We start from the raw sequence: 18,928 nt of genomic DNA, 5'->3' as shown, positions 1-18,928 counted from the left end.
TTATGAAGAGTACTTCACATATCCGCCAGACCTCCCCGGGTAAGTACATGCACTTTCACACCATCTATCCGCCTCATTTACTCGATATGACCTTCGACAGAAAGGGCTTTGTTTTGTTATGCAAACTCACTCCATCATACCTAGCCTTATATGAGGTTCGTGTTCCTCGGACCGGTGTTTTGCCTCCAGCTTCCTTCAGATTCCGCGTCACCACGGACACCCTTGCTCTTGGCTAACCTCTACTTCTGTCTTCGGGGTTCGGGGCTTACACCCTATAGTTCATGTACATGCCGGGCGCACATAAAAAAAAGCAAGCCATTTCGGCTTGCTTTTTCAAAGCTTAGTTTTCAAATTGATAAAGCGGTGTGCTTAAGTAGCGTTCCCCATTGTCTGGAACAATCGCCAAAACTTTTTTGCCTTTTCCTAACTTTTTGGCGACTTGAAGAGCCGCATAAATGGCAGCGCCAGCAGAAATGCCTCCGAGCACTCCTTCATTCAGTGAAGCTTTTCTTGCAGAATCGAATGCTTGTTCAGTAGTTACCGTAATCACTTCGTCATAAACATCGGTATCTAAAACTCTAGGAACGAAGCCTGCCCCAATTCCTTGAATTTTATGTGGGCCAGGTTGTCCTCCGGATAAAACCGGGGAATCTGCTGGTTCTACTGCATAAATTTTAATATTCGGATATTTTTCTTTCAGCACTTGGCCTGTTCCCGTAATGGTTCCGCCTGTACCGATACCGGCTACAAATGCGTCCAGTTGTTCATCACCGAACTGTTCTACAATTTCTTTACCGGTCGTTCGACGATGAATTTCCGGGTTAGCAAGGTTTTCGAATTGTTGAAGCAACAGATAGCCATTTTCTTTAGCGAGCTCTTCTGCTTTTTTGATGGCGCCTTTCATTCCTTCGGGACCTGGAGTAAGAACAAGTTGAGCTCCATATGCTTTCAGAAGGTTGCGACGTTCTAAACTCATCGTTTCCGGCATAACAAAAATCGCAGGATAGCCTTTCGCCGCAGCTACCATAGCAAGTCCGATCCCGGTGTTTCCGCTTGTAGGCTCAATGATCGTTCCGCCAGGTTGAAGTTTTCCTGATTTTTCAGCCGCTTCGATCATGGCCAATGCAATACGATCTTTTACGCTGCTGCCCGGATTGAAATACTCTAATTTTAAATAAACATCAGCTGAATCGGCATCGACAATTCTGTTCAGCTTTACAATCGGCGTATTCCCGATCAATTCTGTAATGGAATTTGCAATTTTTGCCACTTCGATCACCTCAAAACCGAGTAATTTTATTGGTATTATCGTAGATAATTTACCAATAAATTATCAAAATGTCAATTGATAATGTCTGAAATTTATAATAAAACAAAAAAAATCTTTGGATTTAAACGGAAAATACATTATTTTAAAAAAATATGATCTAATAGAGAATACTATCTTAAGTATCCAAAAAAGGAACAACAGCCCTATTATCAAAACGGGCGGGAAAATTTCCCGCCCAATAGATGGTCTTTATTTTGCTTCTTGCAGCATGGCTTCCAATTCGTCTTTAGTAAATACATATTTCTCATTGCAAAAATGACATTGCGCTTCCGCTTGGCCATCTTCATCGATCATGTCTTGAATTTCCTCTTTTCCCAGCCCAATAATGGCAGTCGCAAAACGTTCCTTAGAACAATTGCACTTAAATTGAACAGGTATTTTATCCAGTATTTTTACTTTGTCTTTCCCAAGAATTTCAAATAAAATTTCTTCCGGAGTTAATCCATTCTGAATGAGCTTTGAAATGGGCGGAATCGTTTTGAGTCGTTCTTCTATCCTGTCAATCGTATCATCATCGGTGCCAGGCATCAATTGAATAATAAATCCTCCGGCAGCCAGAATCGAATTGTCAGGATTCACCAAGACTCCCACACCGACAGAAGAAGGGATTTGTTCAGAGGAAGCAAAATAATAAGTAAAATCTTCACCAAGTTCACCGGATACAATCGGAACTTGTCCGGAAAAATTTTCTCTTAATCCAAGATCTTTCACGACTGTAAGTGTTCCTGAGGTCCCAACAGAACGGCGGACATCAAGTTTTCCATGTTCATTTAAATCGAAATGGGTTTGAGGATTGGTGACATAGCCGCGGACATTTCCGTTCGCGTCGCTGTCTACTAAAATAATCCCGATAGGGCCTCCGCCATCCACTTTAATGGTCACTTTGGCGTTTCCTTTCATCATGGAACCCATCATGACCCCGGCTGTCATAGTACGCCCTAATGCTGCAGATGCTGTAGGCCATGTGTAATGTCTTCTTTGTGCTTCTCCGACTGTGTTGGTTGTATTGGCAGCATAAGCACGGACCTTGCCATCAAAAGCAAGGGCTTTTATTAAATAATCACTCATATGTTTCTCCTTTCCTATTCCATGTTTCGCTTATAAATGAGTCTCAAGCCTTTCAACGTCAAAAACGGATCAACGTGATCGATGGTTTCCGATTCATTGGCAATAAGCGAGGCCAATCCCCCGGTGGCAATCACTTTCGGCTCAATTTTGCTATATGCTTTCATTCGACTGACAATGCCGTCAACCTGTCCTACAAACCCATAAAAAATCCCGGACTGCATGGCTGCAACCGTACTTTTTCCAATGATATGGTCGGGTGCCGCAATTTCTATCCGGGGCAGTTTTGATGCCCTAGTATATAAAGCTTCCGTGGAAATACCAATGCCCGGGGCAATAGCTCCTCCCATATACTGTTCCTTCTCATTGATATAACAATAAGTAGTTGCCGTACCAAAATCGACGATAATTAACGGACTTCCGTATTCGTGTATCCCGGCAACCGCATTCACAATTCGATCCGCTCCTACTTCACGCGGATTGTCGTATTTAATATCCAGCCCCGTTTTAATTCCTGGACCTACAATCAGCGGGTTCACATGAAAATACTTTTGACACATTCTCTCTAAGGAAAACATAATAGGAGGGACTACCGATGAAATGATAATACCATGAATATCTTCAAACCGAATCCCCACATGCTCAAAAAGAGATTTCACCAACATGCCGTATTCATCTTCCGTTTTACTCCGGTTCGTTTCGATTCGCCAATGGAATTTTAATTCGTCCTTTTCATATACCCCTAATACTGTATTAGTATTTCCTACATCCAATACAAAAATCAACCCACTCACCACACATATTAATCTTAAAAATTCCTGTCAACATCATATCACAGAATATCCGATTTTCGTAAAGATTGGCTCTTGCAGAAAAGTTTCCGAACATACCCGTTGATACTAGCCGTAAACTAAACGAAAAATCCAACTTGTTGAAATCCATGTTCATCTACTGCAGAGACGTATCCATATTCGTTCATCGCAAACATCCAACTCAAAAAAGTCGTTAAAAACCATTCTGCTCTTTTCCCATCTGTATTCATGAAACAAGTTTGCCGCGAAAGTTTATCTGCTTCATTTCAAAAATAGCCTCCCGGATATCAAAGCTGTTCCATCTTTGATATCCGGGAGGCTTTATATCATTGTCGTCTTACTTTATGCCCAAAAAAGCTTCCAAGCAAGCTTGCTTTCCTCTTGAAGGAGTCGATCTTAAACTGTTTTGTCCCCATCGTTCCCTGAATGCGGGGGATTTTTATCAGAATTGGAAGTCGATTCACTCTGATCTGTTGAATCATATTGATTCGATTCTTCCGTCGGCGACTCTTCTTTTTTCTGAATATTTACCTTTACATTATCATTGTTTGTTGCCTTTTTGTCAGTTGAAGCGGAACGGTCCGGTAAAGTGCCGTGTTCCACTAAATGTTTAATTTGAGCCGCATCCAGCGTTTCTACTTCCAACAGTGTTGTAGCAATCAATTTCACTTTATCTTGGTTTTCAGTCAGAATCTTTTTAGCGCGCTCATAACACTCTTTAATAATACGCTGAATTTCAAGATCAATTTCGTAAGCGATTGCATCCGAATAATTTTGCTCACTGTTTAAATCCCGTCCAAGGAACACTTGGCCTTGAGATTGTCCGAACTGAAGCGGACCCAATTTATCGCTCATTCCAAATTCGGTTACCATTCTGCGAGCGATACTTGTAGCGCGTTGGAAATCATTATGAGCACCAGTCGACACTTCTCCGAAGGTAAGCTCTTCCGATACACGACCCCCAAGCAATCCTGTGATCTTATCCAGCAATTCTGGTTTTGTCATAAAATAACGATCTTCTTTCGGAAGCATAACCGCATATCCACCAGCTTGACCGCGCGGGACAATCGTTACTTTATGAACCATTTCCGCATCATCCAGTACAAGTCCAATCACTGTATGCCCAGCCTCGTGGAAAGCCACAATTCTTCGTTCTTTTTCTGAAATCACTTTGCTGCGTTTGGCCGGTCCGGCAATGACGCGGTCTGTTGCCTCATCAATATCGGACATATCTATTTTTTTCTTGTTTGCACGGGCCGCAACAAGTGCCGCTTCGTTCAACAAGTTTTCCAAATCTGCTCCAGAAAAACCGGGAGTTCTTTGCGCAATCGCCTTTAAATCTACAGAATCATCTAAAGGTTTATTGCGGGCGTGAACTCGAAGAACCGCTTCTCTTCCATTCACATCAGGACGATCTACTGTGATTTGACGGTCGAAACGTCCCGGACGCAACAATGCTGGGTCGAGAATATCCGGACGGTTTGTTGCTGCAATGATGATAATCCCCTCATTTGCGCTAAATCCATCCATTTCAACAAGCAATTGGTTTAACGTTTGTTCTCTTTCGTCATGTCCGCCACCAAGACCTGCACCGCGTTGACGGCCAACGGCATCAATTTCATCTATAAAAATAATACAGGGGGCATTCTTTTTGGCTGTCTCAAATAAATCCCGGACACGAGAAGCACCAACCCCAACAAACATTTCTACAAAATCGGAACCGCTAATGGAGAAAAACGGGACTCCCGCTTCGCCTGCTACAGCTCGAGCAAGCAGAGTTTTCCCTGTTCCAGGAGGTCCGACTAAAAGCACACCTTTCGGAATACGAGCTCCTAATTCGGAAAATTTACGCGGATCTTTCAGGAATTCAACAATTTCAACCAGCTCCTGCTTTTCCTCATCAGCTCCAGCTACATCCCGAAAGCGTACTTTTTTCTTCTCGTCATTATACAACCGGGCTTTGCTTTTTCCGAAGTTCATGACACGACTTCCGCCGCCCTGCGCTTGGTTTAATAAGAAGAAAAATAGTATAAAGATAATCAAAAATGGAATAATTGTAGTAAAAAAGGAGACCCAACCGCTAGTTTCCTTAGCAGGCAGCACTTCCACTCTGGCGTTCTTCGCAGCATTGTCGATGCGGTTAAGAAGAGTGTCGCTGTTCATGACATACGTTTGAAAATAATTGCCATCATCGCCTTTTAATTGACCGCGAACTTCGTAAACGCCTCGCTCAGGCTGCATGGAAAAAGACTTTACATCATTATTTTCCAAGTGAGAAATAAACTCGTTATACGTTATATTTTTAGTTGGCTGGTTGTTGTTATTAAAATAACCGACAACGCCAATAATCACTAAAAAGACTAGCAAGTAAAATATGGTATAGCGAAAAATGCGATTCATCCCTTACCTCCTCCCACCATCAAGAAAACTATATATAATAGTATCACATTGAATCTTAGTGTTACAAACAATAATCATCCCTTGAATTCGTTTTTTCATTCGCACAACCCACTTTACCTATTTGCTTTCATTATTCCTATAAACTTCAGGTTTTAAAACCCCGATGAAAGGTAAATTCCGGTATTTTTCAGCATAATCCAAACCGTAACCAACCACAAATTCATCCGGAACGATGAAGCCAACATAATCCGCTTCAATATTCGCCTTGCGTCCTGTCGGTTTATCTAGAAGCGTTACGATCTTGATCGAATTTGCTTTACGGTAACGGAAAAGCTCGACTAAATAGCTTAAAGTCAATCCGCTGTCGATGATATCTTCAACGATTAGTATGTCCCGCCCCTCGACAGAAGTATCAAGGTCCTTCACAATTTTCACTTCTCCGGATGAAACGGTGGAATTGCCATAGCTGGAAACATCCATAAAATCCATTTCCAAATAGGCGTCCACCCGTTTCAACAAATCCGCCATAAACGGCATGGCTCCTTTCAAAACGCCGATCACAAGCGGAAACTTGTCCTTGTATTCTTCTGTCAAATGGCCAGCCAATTCTTTAATTTTTTCTTGGATCTCTTCTTCTGTGATTAAAATTTTTTCAATATCCTGATTCAGCACTTTGTTTGCCCCCCAGATGATGTTTGCTTAATATAAATTAAAATATCATCATTCTCATTTTCGTTTTGTTTTTCAAAGATCGATTTTCTAAGACCCGGGATCCATAAAACTTTCCCTTTGGAATCGGCCACAATTGGCCAATGATCACGATAAGAACGTGGTACTTTCAAATCAATAAAAACCTTTTTCACCTTTTTGAATCCGTTCATTCCTTTTAATGCGATGCGGTCGCCCGGTTTTCGCGTACGGATAATCAACGGCATTGCGACTGCTTCTCGATTCAGGCAAAATTGGTCATCTTTTGATGGAAATTTGTCCGCGTTCTTCCTTTTTGTCAGGATCAATTGGTCACCGTTCGGAAGGACAACTTTTCCTTCCGTTTTTAATTCATATGAATATTCTTTTGTTTCATCCTTTATGAAACCGAAAAAACATTCCTGATACTGCCGAATCACTTTCAATCCTTCCGGAAGATCAAGGCTTCCAGAGGGGTGGTGATGTTGGATCAATTGCAAAATTTGACGAATATGTACATTTGTAAATGGGGTTTTTTTCTTATAAAGATAGTTTAATATTAGATGAATCCCTCTTCTTTGTAAAGACAAAGGCATTTTTTGAAACTCTTCAATATCCAAGGAAATTCCGTCGTTTTTGTGCGTCCATATGTTTTCCATTCTTTCATAGGTCAATTTTAGCAAAAAACGTTCATCTTCCAGCATTTCCTCACTAAATGTTTGAAAATGTTCATGAACTTTCGGATTTTCTGTTTTCAAAAAAGGAAGCACTTCGAGACGAAAACGATTGCGTGTATATGCCCCTTTCGAATTGCTGGGGTCGATCCGAGGATTCAGTCTGTAAAAATCACAGTAGGCTAAAATCTCCTCTTTCGTTATGCCTAACAACGGACGGATGATCCATCCATTGTGGAAAGACCTCAAATAAGGAATCCCTGCCCTTCCTTTCCCGGATGTTCCTCTTGTCAACCGCATTAAGATCGTTTCTACCTGGTCATCCCCATGATGCGCAAGCGCCAATTTATTAGCCGCAAACTGGGTCATTGCCTGTTGAAAAACTTGATAACGCACCATTCTAGCGGTTTCTTGAAGCCCTGTTCCATTGTCTCGAATGATCTCACTAACGTTGATCCGCTTGGATAAGCACGGAATATGAAATTCTTTACAAAATTCTTCAACAAACAGAAGTTCTTCATACGACTCCTGCCCGCGAAACATGTGGTCAAGGTGAACGGCAAACAGATCGATCCCATAAAAATCTCGTTTTCTCGCCAAATAGTGCAACAAAGATAAAGAATCTGGCCCCCCTGATACCCCGACGACTATTTTATCGCCCTTATCAATCAATTGATGTTTCTTAATAAACTGTCTGACCTTTTCTTCATACTCAAGCATCGCAATTCGTCCTTTATCTTGAAAGCAGGTGAAAGGTTTCACCATGTGGGATATTCGGAATAGAAACCATTTTTCTGTTATACAATAAAACGCTCGCTAAATAAGCATGAACGTGGTGAACGTAAAAACAGCAATGCAGTTCCTATTAGACACTGCTTTTGTCGACTTAAAAACAAATGAGGCTTAGGCCTTTTTTCCGTAAAATAGCATTCCTCCGAAATCCCCTCACTAGATAAAGCCATAAAGCACCTGTTCAAGTTTATCTTTTATTTACTTATAATAGTATCATTTAACTTTATTGATCACAAAAATGTTTATATTTTGAATAAACATTTTCAAAGTCGAACGTATGATACATGATTTAGATCAACTGGAAAAACAAGTAGACTAAATAAAGGAAGGACAGACTCACGATGATCAAAAAAGTTTCAAGCAGCTTCCTGTTCTTTTTCTTTTTATGGATGGCTTTTCTGGACGGAAGCGGTTTTGCCGCGGCCTTCGCTGCCGAATTGGCCAGATGTTCATTTTTTTCAGACTTTTTCTGATTAGCTGGTGAAGATAGTGCTAACAGCAGTTCTTTTCTCATTTCTTTAGCGGAAGAATAATGCCCGTTGACAGCTCTCAGCAACACGTGTTTCATCAACTGTAATTCCGGTCTTTTCATCAACATCTGCACAATTTCCGCTTGACCGTTTACCCGCTTCTCAAATTTTTTTAAATAAGTAAGATTTAAAGCAATCATAGCCACCGAAAAAAGGTCATATGACGGTTCAGCTCTTCTATTCCCCATTCCCCAATAGCCTCTGTCGAAAAATTCCGTAAACTCTTTGATCGCCCTTCCTTGGATGGTTGCCCCACCCACATCTATACAACGAATGCGATAAGGAGGACCGGCAACAATTAAATTTTCAGGCTTTAAATCACCAAATACCCATCCTTGTTCATGCAGCGATTCTAAATCTCTTAACAATTGACTGAGCAAAACCCCAATCCAAGAAGGCCCTTTTTGCTTAATAAAATCAAGAAGATTAGGCCCTTGAATATACTCCATTACATAAAAAGGGATGGCAGACCCTTTTATGATCCAATCATCAACATCTAATAAAGAAGGCCCCAGGGAAGACCCTTGGACCCTTCGAAAAGCCTTTAGAACATTTACCTCCGATGTGATGGACATGCTGTTTTTGCTCATTTTTAAAGCCGCATACCCATTTTCATTTTGAACTAGATAAACCGTTCCGTTTGCACCATATCCAAGTTCTTTTAACAGAACATACATTTTTTGATTCCATTTTCCCTTAATGACTGTACCTTTTGGAAAATTAAACGGATTCTTCAAAGAATTCATCATCACTTGACAGCAAACTCCTTGCCGAACGTTTTTTCATAAATTGTCCTAATGCTTCCCGAATAGCAGGACCAGTTGGAGTCATTCCACTCGGGGTCAGTTTTGAAAAGATGCTGGTGAGCGATTCCATCTTAGGAGTCCAATCCAGAATTCTTTCAACTTCTCTTTGTTTCCCGGGAAATATATAGACAGAAAACAAGTTATTTCCCATTCTTGCATTCATGCTTAAAGAAAGATCCAAAAGAGCTTCCTTCACGATCGGCAATTTCTCTTTCATGCTTGCGCTAGTATCTACCAATATCAATACTTCTAAATTAGCCTTTTCACCAAGGTCTTCTACCACTTCCATTACCTCTCCGCGTTTTTCGGGGGGAAGTTCTTCCATGGAAATATCCCTGTTCAAAATTTGTTTTAATTCTTGATTTACCAATCCTTGCAAAGTTTGCGTCATCGCTTGACGCGTCACCATTTGAACGGTTTGCGATAACTGAGCTGCATATACAATTTGGCTGACCCCGCCGCCCGATTTGGCAATTCCCTCAATTTCTTTCATTCCCTTATCATCCATCGCATCGTTCGTTAGCACTCCAATGACATTGACGGTTATCCCTTGCTCGTTTGAAAGAGCCGCCATGGCAATAGGATCTTCTCCATAATTGGAACAGCCGTCTGTAATCAGCAAAATTTGCCGCAGCGTACCTGTTTTCATAAGGTCCCCTCCAATCTTGCACTATCGTTACCATTTTTTCCAACCGGAGGGGCGATTATACATTTCAAGAAAAAGTCATGAAGCATTCTTCTTCTTTTTCAATTTTGTTACCGGAATAGCGGCCCATTTTGGCATATTATGCTCAATCTTTGTAACGACGACTGTCATATCGTCTTCTATGCCGCCTCCCCCTGCACGAATGACTTTTTCCATAATTAAATCCGCTACTTCTTGAGGATCATTTGTTTCAATTTCTCCAATTTTTCTTTTCATCCACAAATCATGATTTTCAACATGCTTCGCTCCTTCAAAAACGCCGTCGCTCATCATAATGAGCAAATCTCCTGCTTTCAGCTGTTCCGAAACGATATCTACATCCACCTCCCGTAAGATGCCCATAGGCAAATTGCCTGCTTCGATTTTTATAATTTTGCTTCCCCTTTTAATAAAACTTGGAGATGACCCAATTTTCAGAAATTTAGCTGTTGCGTTTTGCAAATCAATAATCGACAAATCCAACGTCGAAAAAATTTCATCCGTCGTTCTTAAAGACAAAACAGAATTAATAGACTTGATCGCCACCTTTTCATCAATGCCGGATTGGAGAATTTTTTGCAAAAGATTTAACGTTTCATTGCTTTCATGATGGGCCCTTACGCCATTTCCCATACCGTCGCTGATGGCAACGGCATATTTTCCAACCCCTAAGTCGATCGTTGAATAGCAGTCTCCTGAAACCAAGCCTCCCCCCTTGGCCGCAAAGGCGACTCCTGTTTCTACAACAAATGCTTTTGCCGAACGAAAAGTCGCATAACAATAGCCTCCCGGGAATCCAGTATATTCTTCATTTTGCACCAAAATCGTTTCTCCTAAAATATCCGAAAGCATGGGCGCTACCAATTTTTCGCATTCACCGTGACCGCCCGCATAAGGAAAGACCATATCTATATCTACATTTCCTTTTTGGAGGCTGTAAATGTCAATCTTTTCTACCTCCAGTCCAAAGGATTGCAGAGCTTCATGTATTTGCTCTTCTTGGTTATGGTGATTTTCACGCTCTTTCTGGATCTCTTTCGCAAAATCGTCCATCACCTTAGAAACGCCCAAGAGTTGATCGGCAACAAGCTTTCGGCTTTCCTGAACTTGCTGTTTTAACTTTTGATTCGCCTGAAGATGAGCGAGCTCCTGCTGAATCACTTCTTGAACCCGTTTAGCCCGGACGCAATGCTTTTCCATTTCTCTTGCTACAGAGCCGGACAGCGTTCCTTCCTCCAAATCCAACGTAGCCTCCCTCATTAATTCGTACGTTTTATGAAAATTTTTGGTCCAGCACTGTTCTTTTTTAAAGCATGTCTGACAAGTCTTTTCCGTTACATTGCCCAGAAAATAATCCAACTCGCGCTCTTCAGATGTTTCTTCATGAAGCCGTCCGGACTGGGCAAAGCTTTTGGATAGAGCCTGAAAGACAGAAGAAAATTGCTCCACTCGATTCGCCGTTACATCACGGATCTTTTTCAAATACTGCTGCTGGTGATGGGAATGTTCCGGAGTGCCGGGAATATGCTTCGCGACTCGTTCTGTTAAATTTCTGGGCGTTAAAAAGAGCAGCATAATAGCAGCCAGAGTTTCATAAAGAGTGGGTATTAAAGAAACATTTTCTTCCCCGTACATCCCTATCAACAACGTAGCCACCAGCATTCCGGCTGCAGCACCGAATTTTTTCCCTTCTTTCAAAAGACCGCCTAGCAATCCGCCAAAAGCCAATAAACTCATTTGATAGAAGCTCGAAACGTTAGCTAGGCTAAAAATTAACCCGGTCACGACTCCTACGGTCGATCCTACAGTGGCACCGGCAACATATGCGAATAGCAGCACCAAATAACGTGAAAAGATATGTTCAACGGATAATCCATATAATCTCCAACCGATGGTTCCTGTCAAAATGGATGCTAATAAAATGATAAGACTGACAATTTCTTCTGTTTTTAATGAAGTTTTTCGTTTATGAATGGATAATAAGGGGATGCTTTGCATAAAAATTAAAGTAAGGATAAAGGTCAAGCCCGCCTCAATCAGTGCCATAAGACCATCATAGAGGCTTAACGTTTGCTGCTGATTGACGTAGGTAAAAGCCAGTTTAACTGTTATAGTAGTAAAAAACACAAAGAACGGCAAAGCATTTAACTCTTCTTTACGAAATTGTCTAGACAGCCGAAAAGCGATTAAAAACAAAGAGATGACAGCAAAGGTGTAGACTAAGTTTCCTATCGATAAAGTTAAAGCACCCGATAACAGTCCAATAAAAACGATCGGTGCCCGGTCTCTTCGAATCATGAAAACAGACGCAAAAAATGGCAATGCAAACGGCGTTAAATGGGATAAAATGAGAGCCCTTCCTAACAGAAAACCTATTAAAAACAACATCATTCCTTTTTGTTGAAGAGCCAATTCCAGTTTAAACAGAAATCTTTTAAACCTCCTTGTCACTTCCAATTTCGTTTCTTCCAGATTGACGTTTCCTACCGGCTCCATTACGTTTTGCTCTACTCTTTCCATCAAATAATCCTCCCCAACTCGTATTATTGAAGACATTATAAAGGGGACAAGCATAAAACTTTGTCAAAATGACCAGTTCCCGTTCAAGAAAAGTTCGACTATTTTCAGCCTAATCTTCAAAAAGGAAACAAATTGATCACGCAGAGAGGTGCTTCAGAGCAAAACCTGTGAATAAACTTCAAAGGAATTGTAAAAACATCACCCTTTTTCCCTTACGATAGGATTAATTTATCTGATCCGTAAAATGATTGTCGGAAAAAAAGATGATCTTCGCGCCAGCTGAAAGGGATCCATCTCGATGTCTCATTTTTTTGACAAGGAAAAACAAAAAGCCACCATTCTACCTCTTGACATTTTTTGATGTTGCCATTAATATATTCATTGTGTTTCAAATCACATACTTTGGCGGCGTAGCTCAGCTGGCTAGAGCGTACGGTTCATACCCGTGAGGTCGGGGGTTCGATTCCCTCCGCCGCTATCGATCGATTAAGTAAAAAAAAGCCAAAGAGGGATTAATCTCTTTGGCTTTTTGTATATAAAAAGCAATGCTTTCATATTAAAGCGTTAAATAAATCCTATTTTTCTCTTCAAAATAGGGATCCAGTCCTTTTTCAAACTTTTTTCCATTCTCATTTAGAACGGGTCTCTTCAATCGTTTGAAAAAAGGATCTGACTTTGAAAACCGTATGTCATCGAAACGACACAAAGTTCATTCTTCCAAAGATCCAACAACAGCACGCAAAACGCCTCATCATAAAATGAGGCTGATTACCCCGTTATGGAAAAATAGGTTTATTTATAAGAACAATAAAAATCTTACGGCCCCTGCTTGAAATAGACAGCAAGTTAGCCTCTTCTTGCCCCCCTGCCTCCACGACGGGATTCGGTATGACGTTTTAAAGAAGACAGACGATCTTCACTTTCTTTTAAAAAGCGGGCCATCTTCTGTTCGAAACTTTCTTTGGAACGATGATCATTTCCTTTGTTGTGCCGCTGTGGACGCTGGTTTCCATGATGATTATGGCTTGAATGTTGGGGCTGATCTTTTGCTTTACGGATCGATAACCCTATTTTTCCGTCATTCTCAACGTTGAGCACTTTTACTTCTACTTGATCACCGACATTTAAATGATCGTGGATATCCTTTACATAATTATCGGCAACCTCGCTAATGTGCACCAACCCCGTGGAGCCATCAGGCAATTCAACAAACGCTCCAAAATTCGTGATGCCTGTTACTTTTCCTTGTAACTTGCTGCCTACTTCAATTGACATAAAAAAATTGTTCCTCCTTAAAAAATATCAAGCTTATCTTATATTATATATCGGAAAAAAGGAGTGTCAATAAGACTACTCCACATCCTTTTCTTTCTTTTTCTCCTTGGGGAGATAAAAAATGATCTCACCTTTATCCGACAAAAAATATTTTTCACGGGCTAGCTTGGCAACATAGTCGTCATCCTTTAATTTTGCCAATTCTTCTTTCAGTAAAACCTGTTTTTTTTCAAGTTTGGCCAACGAATGTTCCAATTGTGCTTTTTGCCGCTGTTTTTCTTCCAAACGGGAAGTTTGAGATATAAGTGTCGAAACTAAAAGGATGGTGATGATTAAGAATAAGGAGGAAAAAGCAATCAATCTTCTGTATAGTTTCTTTTTTCGTTGCTGCATCAAATATTGTTTCTTTTCTTCGTTTTCCACATATGTGTTTCTAATGGAAGTGATTCCCTTTATATTTCGAACCGCCATTCCAAACCTCCCTTTCCAGTATTTACTTCTTTTTGCGTACTCCGTCCAACAGTTTAGTAATAGTATTCTTTATTTTTCCAAAAGTTCCTTTTAAACGTGCCAAGAACTTATCGACGAATATTTTAAACGATTCCGGCAATAACTTCCAAAATCCTTTAAGAATCCAATGAAACGGTAATGCAACGCCTTTTAAAAGCCAAAACAATACTTTCCATATGGCAAGCGTTAACATCAATATTGATTTTCCCATTATTATTATAGCAGTTTGAGTAAACAAAAAAATATACTTTACTGGAATATAAATGAAATTGTAAAGAATTTTTAACATAAATTTGTAAACAGTAGCTACAAATGTTATGACACTTTCCAATATGACTAAAAATCCTCTTTTCAAAAGCGCCTGATAAGCAGCAAAACCGCATAATAAAGCAAGAAAAATATAAAATCGAATTTCCCCATAATTCACAAGAAATAAAATGTAAAAAATAAGAAGTCCTTCCACGGCCCAAAAAAGCACATCGTGAAAAAAGACGATCCACCTATTCCGCTTGCTTCTTTTTAAAAATCGGTTGTACGTATCAAACGATGCACCAAAAAAGCTTCCCATTGCAATCATGGCAAGCATAGTATAAAACTGAGTTGTCAAGCTCATCGAAACAACTTGCTAAAGAACCCTTTAGCTTTCTCCCCATGCTGATCATCCAAATAAATAAGGTCATATACCCTCCCTTTGATCGATACAATTCCTTGATCGACATCCAAATTTTTCATCTGAAGATTTTCACCTCGAATAGACAAAAAACCCATGACTGTTTCAAGCAAAAACTCCTCATTATCAAAACTTTCTACTTGCTTTACGCCTGTGATATCAAGCAATTTTCTGCCCCTCATAATGACATCGTGTTCTTGATATGATCCATTATTTTTAGACTCTTGAAATTGCGCCATAGTTTCTCCCACGCTTCCTTTCATCGCTTTTTAAAAGGCTTTGTCCGTCATCGTCTTGGTCATTTGTATTTGTTTTTTAGTCTGAACCAACTGAGAAACCAAAGGGATCTACTTATAAACGGAAGCCTTGAAAAAGTACATGCTTTGTAACAATACATATGCACGCAAGAGAAGAAATAGAACAAGCCTGTTTTTTATGGAAGGAATGGTTTTCGGGGGAGCGTTGACAATCGAGAATTTCACTTGATTTCCGCGGACGGCCCCGCAAGACTCCCGTACCTTGCTGGGAGAGCTGGATTGGTACAATCGAATCGGGCTGATTGCCATCACCTACAATCTTCTGAAACAAGTGGAGGAAAAGAACCGCCTGCTTCAGAAAGAAAGCCACCCAAAAGAAAAACCCGTCGAGATAAATAGATATATCTCGGCGGGTCTTCTTGTTAAAAAGGGGCTTTGGAGAAAGCCTCAGTTCATTCTTCTATTTTTTCTTCGGACAATACGGAATAGAGACTCGCTGCGTCTTCTTTCCGGGTAGATTCCTGAAGACTTTCAACACGAACCTTTATGATTTTTTGTCCAAGACGGATGGTCAATTCGTCTCCTGCCTTTACATTCGTGCTCGCTTTTGCTTGCTGTCCGTTCACGAATACCCTGCCTTGATCCGCAACTTCTTTTGCTAACGTTCTTCTTTTAATAATGCGCGAAACCTTTAAAAATTTATCCAACCGCATCGTTTCCATTGCTTCTCCCCCTTTTTAAAGAGTGTTTTCACATTTAGATGGTTTGTTATAAAAGATTTGCTATTTTCAAAGTCCTTTTTCTTTTGCCTCATTCCAAAAACGGTCAAGTTCCGTTAAGGAGAAATCTTGGAAAGATTGACCGCTTTCCTTCACTTTCTGTTCCACATAAGAAAACCGCCTAATAAATTTATCATTTGCTTGAGCAAGGGCTTCTTCCGGATGAATGGAGAAAAAGCGCGCTGTATTGATTAATGCAAATAACACATCCCCCAATTCATCCACTTGTTTCTTTTTGTCGCCGCTTTTGACTTCATCTAAAAATTCCCGCCATTCTTCTTCCACTTTTTGAGCTGCTTCGTCCGCTTTCTCCCAATCAAAGCCTGTTTTTGCTGCTTTCTTTTGAATTTCGTACGCTCTAATAACGGCCGGAAGTCCTTTTTCGATTTCATCTAAAATACCGCCGCCTTTAGCGCTTCTGCCCTTTTCGCTCTGTTTAATGGCTTCCCACTTTTTCACAACCTCTTCCGCCGTTTTAGCGGTTTCATCTCCGAATACGTGTGGATGCCGATGCACCATCTTTCGGGATATGGATTCCAGTACATCTTCTATCGAAAACAAACCTTCGTCCTCGCCGATTTGAGAATGAAGCATCACTTGAAGAAGAACATCTCCCAACTCTTCAATCATATTATCAATGTCATCATGATCGATGGCGGATAAAAGTTCATAACATTCTTCGATTAAGTATTTTTTTAACGACTGATGAGTCTGCTTTTTATCCCAGGGACAACCATTTGGTCCCCGCAATATGCGAATGATTTCCCTCAATGAAGAAAATTCGCGGTAAACAAAGTCATCCTTCACCGGCGGTACATAAATGGAGGTTAGGTTGTTGACGGAAGAAATTTCATGATCCAATTGGTAAAGAGGGACTTTCGCTATTTTTTCCTCGCTCGATCCTGCCGCCTGAACGATATAAATCGGATAGTCGTCCGGGTATTTTTCCATTAGTGTCAGCTTCACATCGGATGCTACGAAAGAATCGTACACCTGCCCAATGATGATATGCCCGCGGACATGTATATCGTCTCTATGCAGATCAGTCCCGTCCAAAAATTGAAATCCTTCTACAGGATCGATTTTCAGAGCAGCAAACAACGAATCCAAAAAGCTTTGCCCGCCGCCGATCACCACGTCCACATCCGCATCTTTTCCCCTTTCAAGCAAAAGCTGGACTGTTTTTTCAGCCACAAGGGGATGCCCCGGAACAGCATATAGAATATCTTCCTCTTTTGCTTTTTTCAACAAACGCTCGACTATTTCTTCGTACACTTGTTCAAATTGGTCGTGTTGTTCGTAAACAGAATCAAAACTGATAAACGAAACACCTTCTTCCTCCAGCTGTCGGACGACAGGATGCTCCTTTGTCCGCAAAAAGACGGAAGACTCTTTTTTCAACTGTTTATAGACTCCTAATGGGAGCTGGTCTATATCACCTGCTCCCAATCCAACAATCGTTATTTTATAACCCATTATACATTTCTCCCATTCAGTTTTTCACTTATTTGAACCAATTTCCCGCCAAACGGAAACAACACCAATTCTTCTTTGGAGAATATCTTCATTTTTAAGATAAGCACTAGAAAAACGGTGCCGCCTAGAAAAACACCACCGACTGCTTCCAGCGCCGCTTGCATGCGGGTGCCGGAAAAATCCAAGCATCGGAAAAGAAACGCCCATACTTGTAAAAGAACAGTCATAGCTGCCGCCGCTAGAAGACTTTGACCAACGGATGACCATGTCAGCACTTGAATGCGCATTAATGTTTTGATTTTCAAAAACAAAATCAAGGATGTCAACATCAAAGAAAGAACCGTGGAAAAAGCTGCTCCCACCGCTCCACACAGATGGACAAAATATAAGTTCCCGACATATTTAACGACAAGACCGATGAAGAGGACGATAGCAGGAAAATACGGCGATCCTACCCCTTGCAAAATTCCCGAAAGGGTAAGCGCCATTGAGCTAAGCAAAATGCCAGCGCTAAAGAACGCCAAAATATTGGACCCAAATCCATTCTCAAACAGCATGATATTGGTTGGAACAAGAATATTTAACAACCCAACCATGGCAGCAAGGCCTATGACAAAACTGATTTTTACGGCAATGCGAACGCTCTTGTGAACAGACTCATAATCGCTTTCTTGATAGCTGGCGCTAATAAGCGGCACAAGCGTCAATGAAAAAGAGGTTGCGACCACCGTTCCCAATTGCAAAAGCGGCTGCCCTCGGTCATAGACGCCTTTCGCAACTTTTGCAGCCGATTTCGATATCCCTGAATCAACTAGCGACGAATATAAACTTAAAGCATCCATAAATTGAAAGAGAACCAGCATCATGCTAGATAAGCAAATCGCAACGCCTTCCAGCACTAAAGTTTGGATCAACCGTCTTTCCATTTCGCCAAATGAAAAGCGGTGAACATAAAAAATGGACTCTCTCCGATGCTTTAAGAAAAAAATCAACACGATAGAGGAAGCCAGTCCACCCATAATCGATCCAAAAAGGACAGCCCCGCCGACCGTATACAAATTACTGCCTAAATGGATAAACCAATAGGAAAAGCCTAATATAGCCCCAACTCTTATCAATTGCTCAGTCACTTGGGAAACGGCAGTTGGCACCATATCGCCTTTTCCTTGGAACAGTCCTCTTGCAACGGATAAAAACGGCATCAGCAAAAAGGATAGTGAAATGATTTGAATGAGCCTTGCCAATTTTAGATCGCCCATTACCGCTGCGATCGTTTTTGCTTGAAAATAAAGTGCTAAAAACAATAGCACTCCAAGCAGCGACAAAAATACAAAAGAAGCAGTTAATATTCTGCTTTTGTCCTTTTCTTCTCCTTGCGCTATCAATTTTGAAACGGCCACAGGAAAACCATAAGTAGAAAAGGCAACCGCAATTCCATAAATCGGATATACTTGTTGATATATGTAAAAGCCTACATCCCCGACAATGTTTTGAAAAGGAATTCTATAAACTGCACTGAGCACTTTGACAGCAAGTGCTGCAACGGTCAGCGTTAGCGCTCCTTTCATAAATATCTGTGATGATTGCTTCGACAAAAGAACGCCGCCTTTCTTCCATATAATAAGCATCTATAGTCGAATGTATTATATCAAAATGAGAG

The 18,928-nt window shown here is 40.8% G+C and carries 17 protein-coding genes and 1 tRNA gene; 1 reads left to right on the top strand and 17 read right to left on the bottom strand.

The features are described 5' to 3' along the window. Positions 1-340: 340 nt before the first annotated feature. From cysK to spoIIE, 9 genes are all read right to left on the bottom strand, one after another. Positions 341-1,270: a cysteine synthase A gene (gene cysK, locus N1I86_RS09140; RefSeq protein ID WP_341095996.1), complete on the bottom strand. Its 930-nt coding sequence runs from the start codon at positions 1,268-1,270 to the stop codon at positions 341-343. Between the two features lie 249 nt (positions 1,271-1,519). After that, complete coding sequence (gene hslO / locus N1I86_RS09135) at positions 1,520-2,398, bottom strand: Hsp33 family molecular chaperone HslO (protein WP_003352288.1); 879 nt, start codon at positions 2,396-2,398, stop codon at positions 1,520-1,522. Positions 2,399-2,412: 14 nt separating this feature from the next. Continuing rightward, positions 2,413-3,180: a type III pantothenate kinase gene (locus tag N1I86_RS09130; protein WP_040340791.1), complete on the bottom strand. Its 768-nt coding sequence runs from the start codon at positions 3,178-3,180 to the stop codon at positions 2,413-2,415. A gap of 423 nt (positions 3,181-3,603) precedes the next feature. After that, positions 3,604-5,607 carry an ATP-dependent zinc metalloprotease FtsH gene (gene ftsH / locus N1I86_RS09125; RefSeq protein WP_003352291.1) on the bottom strand — a complete coding sequence of 668 codons (2,004 nt, stop codon included), beginning with the start codon at positions 5,605-5,607 and terminating at the stop codon, positions 3,604-3,606. Between the two features lie 117 nt (positions 5,608-5,724). Then, on the bottom strand, positions 5,725-6,279 hold the full coding sequence (gene hpt / locus N1I86_RS09120; protein WP_003352292.1) for a hypoxanthine phosphoribosyltransferase: 555 nt from the start codon (positions 6,277-6,279) through the stop codon (positions 5,725-5,727). Continuing rightward, positions 6,273-7,688, bottom strand: coding sequence for a tRNA lysidine(34) synthetase TilS (gene tilS / locus N1I86_RS09115; RefSeq protein ID WP_003352293.1), 1,416 nt, complete (start codon positions 7,686-7,688; stop codon positions 6,273-6,275). Before tilS ends, hpt begins: the two co-directional genes overlap by 7 nt. 361 nt (positions 7,689-8,049) lie before the next feature. Continuing rightward, positions 8,050-9,042: a protein kinase domain-containing protein gene (locus tag N1I86_RS09110; RefSeq protein WP_003352294.1), complete on the bottom strand. Its 993-nt coding sequence runs from the start codon at positions 9,040-9,042 to the stop codon at positions 8,050-8,052. Continuing rightward, positions 9,011-9,745 carry a VWA domain-containing protein gene (locus N1I86_RS09105; protein ID WP_003352295.1) on the bottom strand — a complete coding sequence of 245 codons (735 nt, stop codon included), beginning with the start codon at positions 9,743-9,745 and terminating at the stop codon, positions 9,011-9,013. The genes N1I86_RS09110 and N1I86_RS09105 overlap by 32 nt, the downstream gene beginning before the upstream one ends. A 75-nt stretch (positions 9,746-9,820) precedes the next feature. Continuing rightward, the gene (spoIIE, locus tag N1I86_RS09100; protein WP_003352296.1) at positions 9,821-12,301 is read right to left on the bottom strand and encodes a stage II sporulation protein E; all 2,481 of its coding nucleotides are present in this window, start codon (positions 12,299-12,301) and stop codon (positions 9,821-9,823) included. A 404-nt stretch (positions 12,302-12,705) separates the two neighbouring features. On the opposite strand from spoIIE, the gene N1I86_RS09095 reads away from it, so the two are divergent. Then, positions 12,706-12,779, top strand: a tRNA-Met gene (locus tag N1I86_RS09095). 368 nt (positions 12,780-13,147) lie between these two features. Here the strand turns inward: N1I86_RS09095 and N1I86_RS09090 are convergent. The 8 genes from N1I86_RS09090 to N1I86_RS09055 all read right to left on the bottom strand — a co-directional run bounded on the left by N1I86_RS09090 (position 13,148) and on the right by N1I86_RS09055 (position 18,863). After that, positions 13,148-13,576: a S1 domain-containing RNA-binding protein gene (locus tag N1I86_RS09090; RefSeq protein ID WP_003352297.1), complete on the bottom strand. Its 429-nt coding sequence runs from the start codon at positions 13,574-13,576 to the stop codon at positions 13,148-13,150. 75 nt (positions 13,577-13,651) lie between these two features. Further along, positions 13,652-14,047 (bottom strand): FtsB family cell division protein, encoded by a 396-nt coding sequence (locus tag N1I86_RS09085; RefSeq protein WP_003352298.1) that lies wholly within the window; start codon positions 14,045-14,047, stop codon positions 13,652-13,654. Between the two features lie 22 nt (positions 14,048-14,069). Next, positions 14,070-14,699, bottom strand: a complete 630-nt coding sequence (gene yabQ / locus N1I86_RS09080; RefSeq protein ID WP_341095992.1) for a spore cortex biosynthesis protein YabQ — start codon at positions 14,697-14,699, stop codon at positions 14,070-14,072. After that, complete coding sequence (yabP, locus tag N1I86_RS09075) at positions 14,696-14,995, bottom strand: sporulation protein YabP (RefSeq protein ID WP_003352300.1); 300 nt, start codon at positions 14,993-14,995, stop codon at positions 14,696-14,698. The genes yabQ and yabP overlap by 4 nt, the downstream gene beginning before the upstream one ends. Positions 14,996-15,103: 108 nt before the next feature. Next, on the bottom strand, positions 15,104-15,325 hold the full coding sequence (locus N1I86_RS09070) for a hypothetical protein (RefSeq protein ID WP_341095990.1): 222 nt from the start codon (positions 15,323-15,325) through the stop codon (positions 15,104-15,106). 140 nt (positions 15,326-15,465) lie between these two features. Further along, entirely contained in the window at positions 15,466-15,726 is a 261-nt protein-coding gene (locus N1I86_RS09065; RefSeq protein ID WP_040340798.1) for an RNA-binding S4 domain-containing protein, read from the bottom strand. 75 nt (positions 15,727-15,801) lie between these two features. Next, entirely contained in the window at positions 15,802-17,268 is a 1,467-nt protein-coding gene (gene mazG / locus N1I86_RS09060) for a nucleoside triphosphate pyrophosphohydrolase (RefSeq protein ID WP_003352303.1), read from the bottom strand. Beyond that, positions 17,268-18,863 carry a putative polysaccharide biosynthesis protein gene (locus tag N1I86_RS09055; protein ID WP_341095987.1) on the bottom strand — a complete coding sequence of 532 codons (1,596 nt, stop codon included), beginning with the start codon at positions 18,861-18,863 and terminating at the stop codon, positions 17,268-17,270. The genes mazG and N1I86_RS09055 overlap by 1 nt, the downstream gene beginning before the upstream one ends. Positions 18,864-18,928: the final 65 nt, after the last annotated feature.

Source organism: Bacillus sp. FSL W8-0116, assembly GCF_038003825.1.
Lineage (GTDB): Bacteria > Bacillota > Bacilli > Bacillales > DSM-4216 > Bacillus_O > Bacillus_O smithii.
The sequence above is the reverse complement of the archived record's forward strand: the minus strand, read 5'-3'. Positions and strand labels throughout refer to the sequence as shown.

Coding starts and splice junctions, on each gene's coding strand:
- hslO (WP_003352288.1), bottom strand. CDS start 2,398: ATGAGTGATTATTTAATAAAAGCCCTTGCTTTTGATGGCAAGGTCCGT.
- ftsH (WP_003352291.1), bottom strand. CDS start 5,607: ATGAATCGCATTTTTCGCTATACCATATTTTACTTGCTAGTCTTTTTA.
- tilS (WP_003352293.1), bottom strand. CDS start 7,688: ATGCTTGAGTATGAAGAAAAGGTCAGACAGTTTATTAAGAAACATCAA.
- N1I86_RS09105 (WP_003352295.1), bottom strand. CDS start 9,745: ATGAAAACAGGTACGCTGCGGCAAATTTTGCTGATTACAGACGGCTGT.
- spoIIE (WP_003352296.1), bottom strand. CDS start 12,301: ATGGAAAGAGTAGAGCAAAACGTAATGGAGCCGGTAGGAAACGTCAAT.
- N1I86_RS09090 (WP_003352297.1), bottom strand. CDS start 13,576: ATGTCAATTGAAGTAGGCAGCAAGTTACAAGGAAAAGTAACAGGCATC.
- N1I86_RS09085 (WP_003352298.1), bottom strand. CDS start 14,047: ATGGCGGTTCGAAATATAAAGGGAATCACTTCCATTAGAAACACATAT.
- yabQ (WP_341095992.1), bottom strand. CDS start 14,699: ATGAGCTTGACAACTCAGTTTTATACTATGCTTGCCATGATTGCAATG.
- yabP (WP_003352300.1), bottom strand. CDS start 14,995: ATGGCGCAATTTCAAGAGTCTAAAAATAATGGATCATATCAAGAACAC.
- N1I86_RS09065 (WP_040340798.1), bottom strand. CDS start 15,726: ATGCGGTTGGATAAATTTTTAAAGGTTTCGCGCATTATTAAAAGAAGA.
- mazG (WP_003352303.1), bottom strand. CDS start 17,268: ATGGGTTATAAAATAACGATTGTTGGATTGGGAGCAGGTGATATAGAC.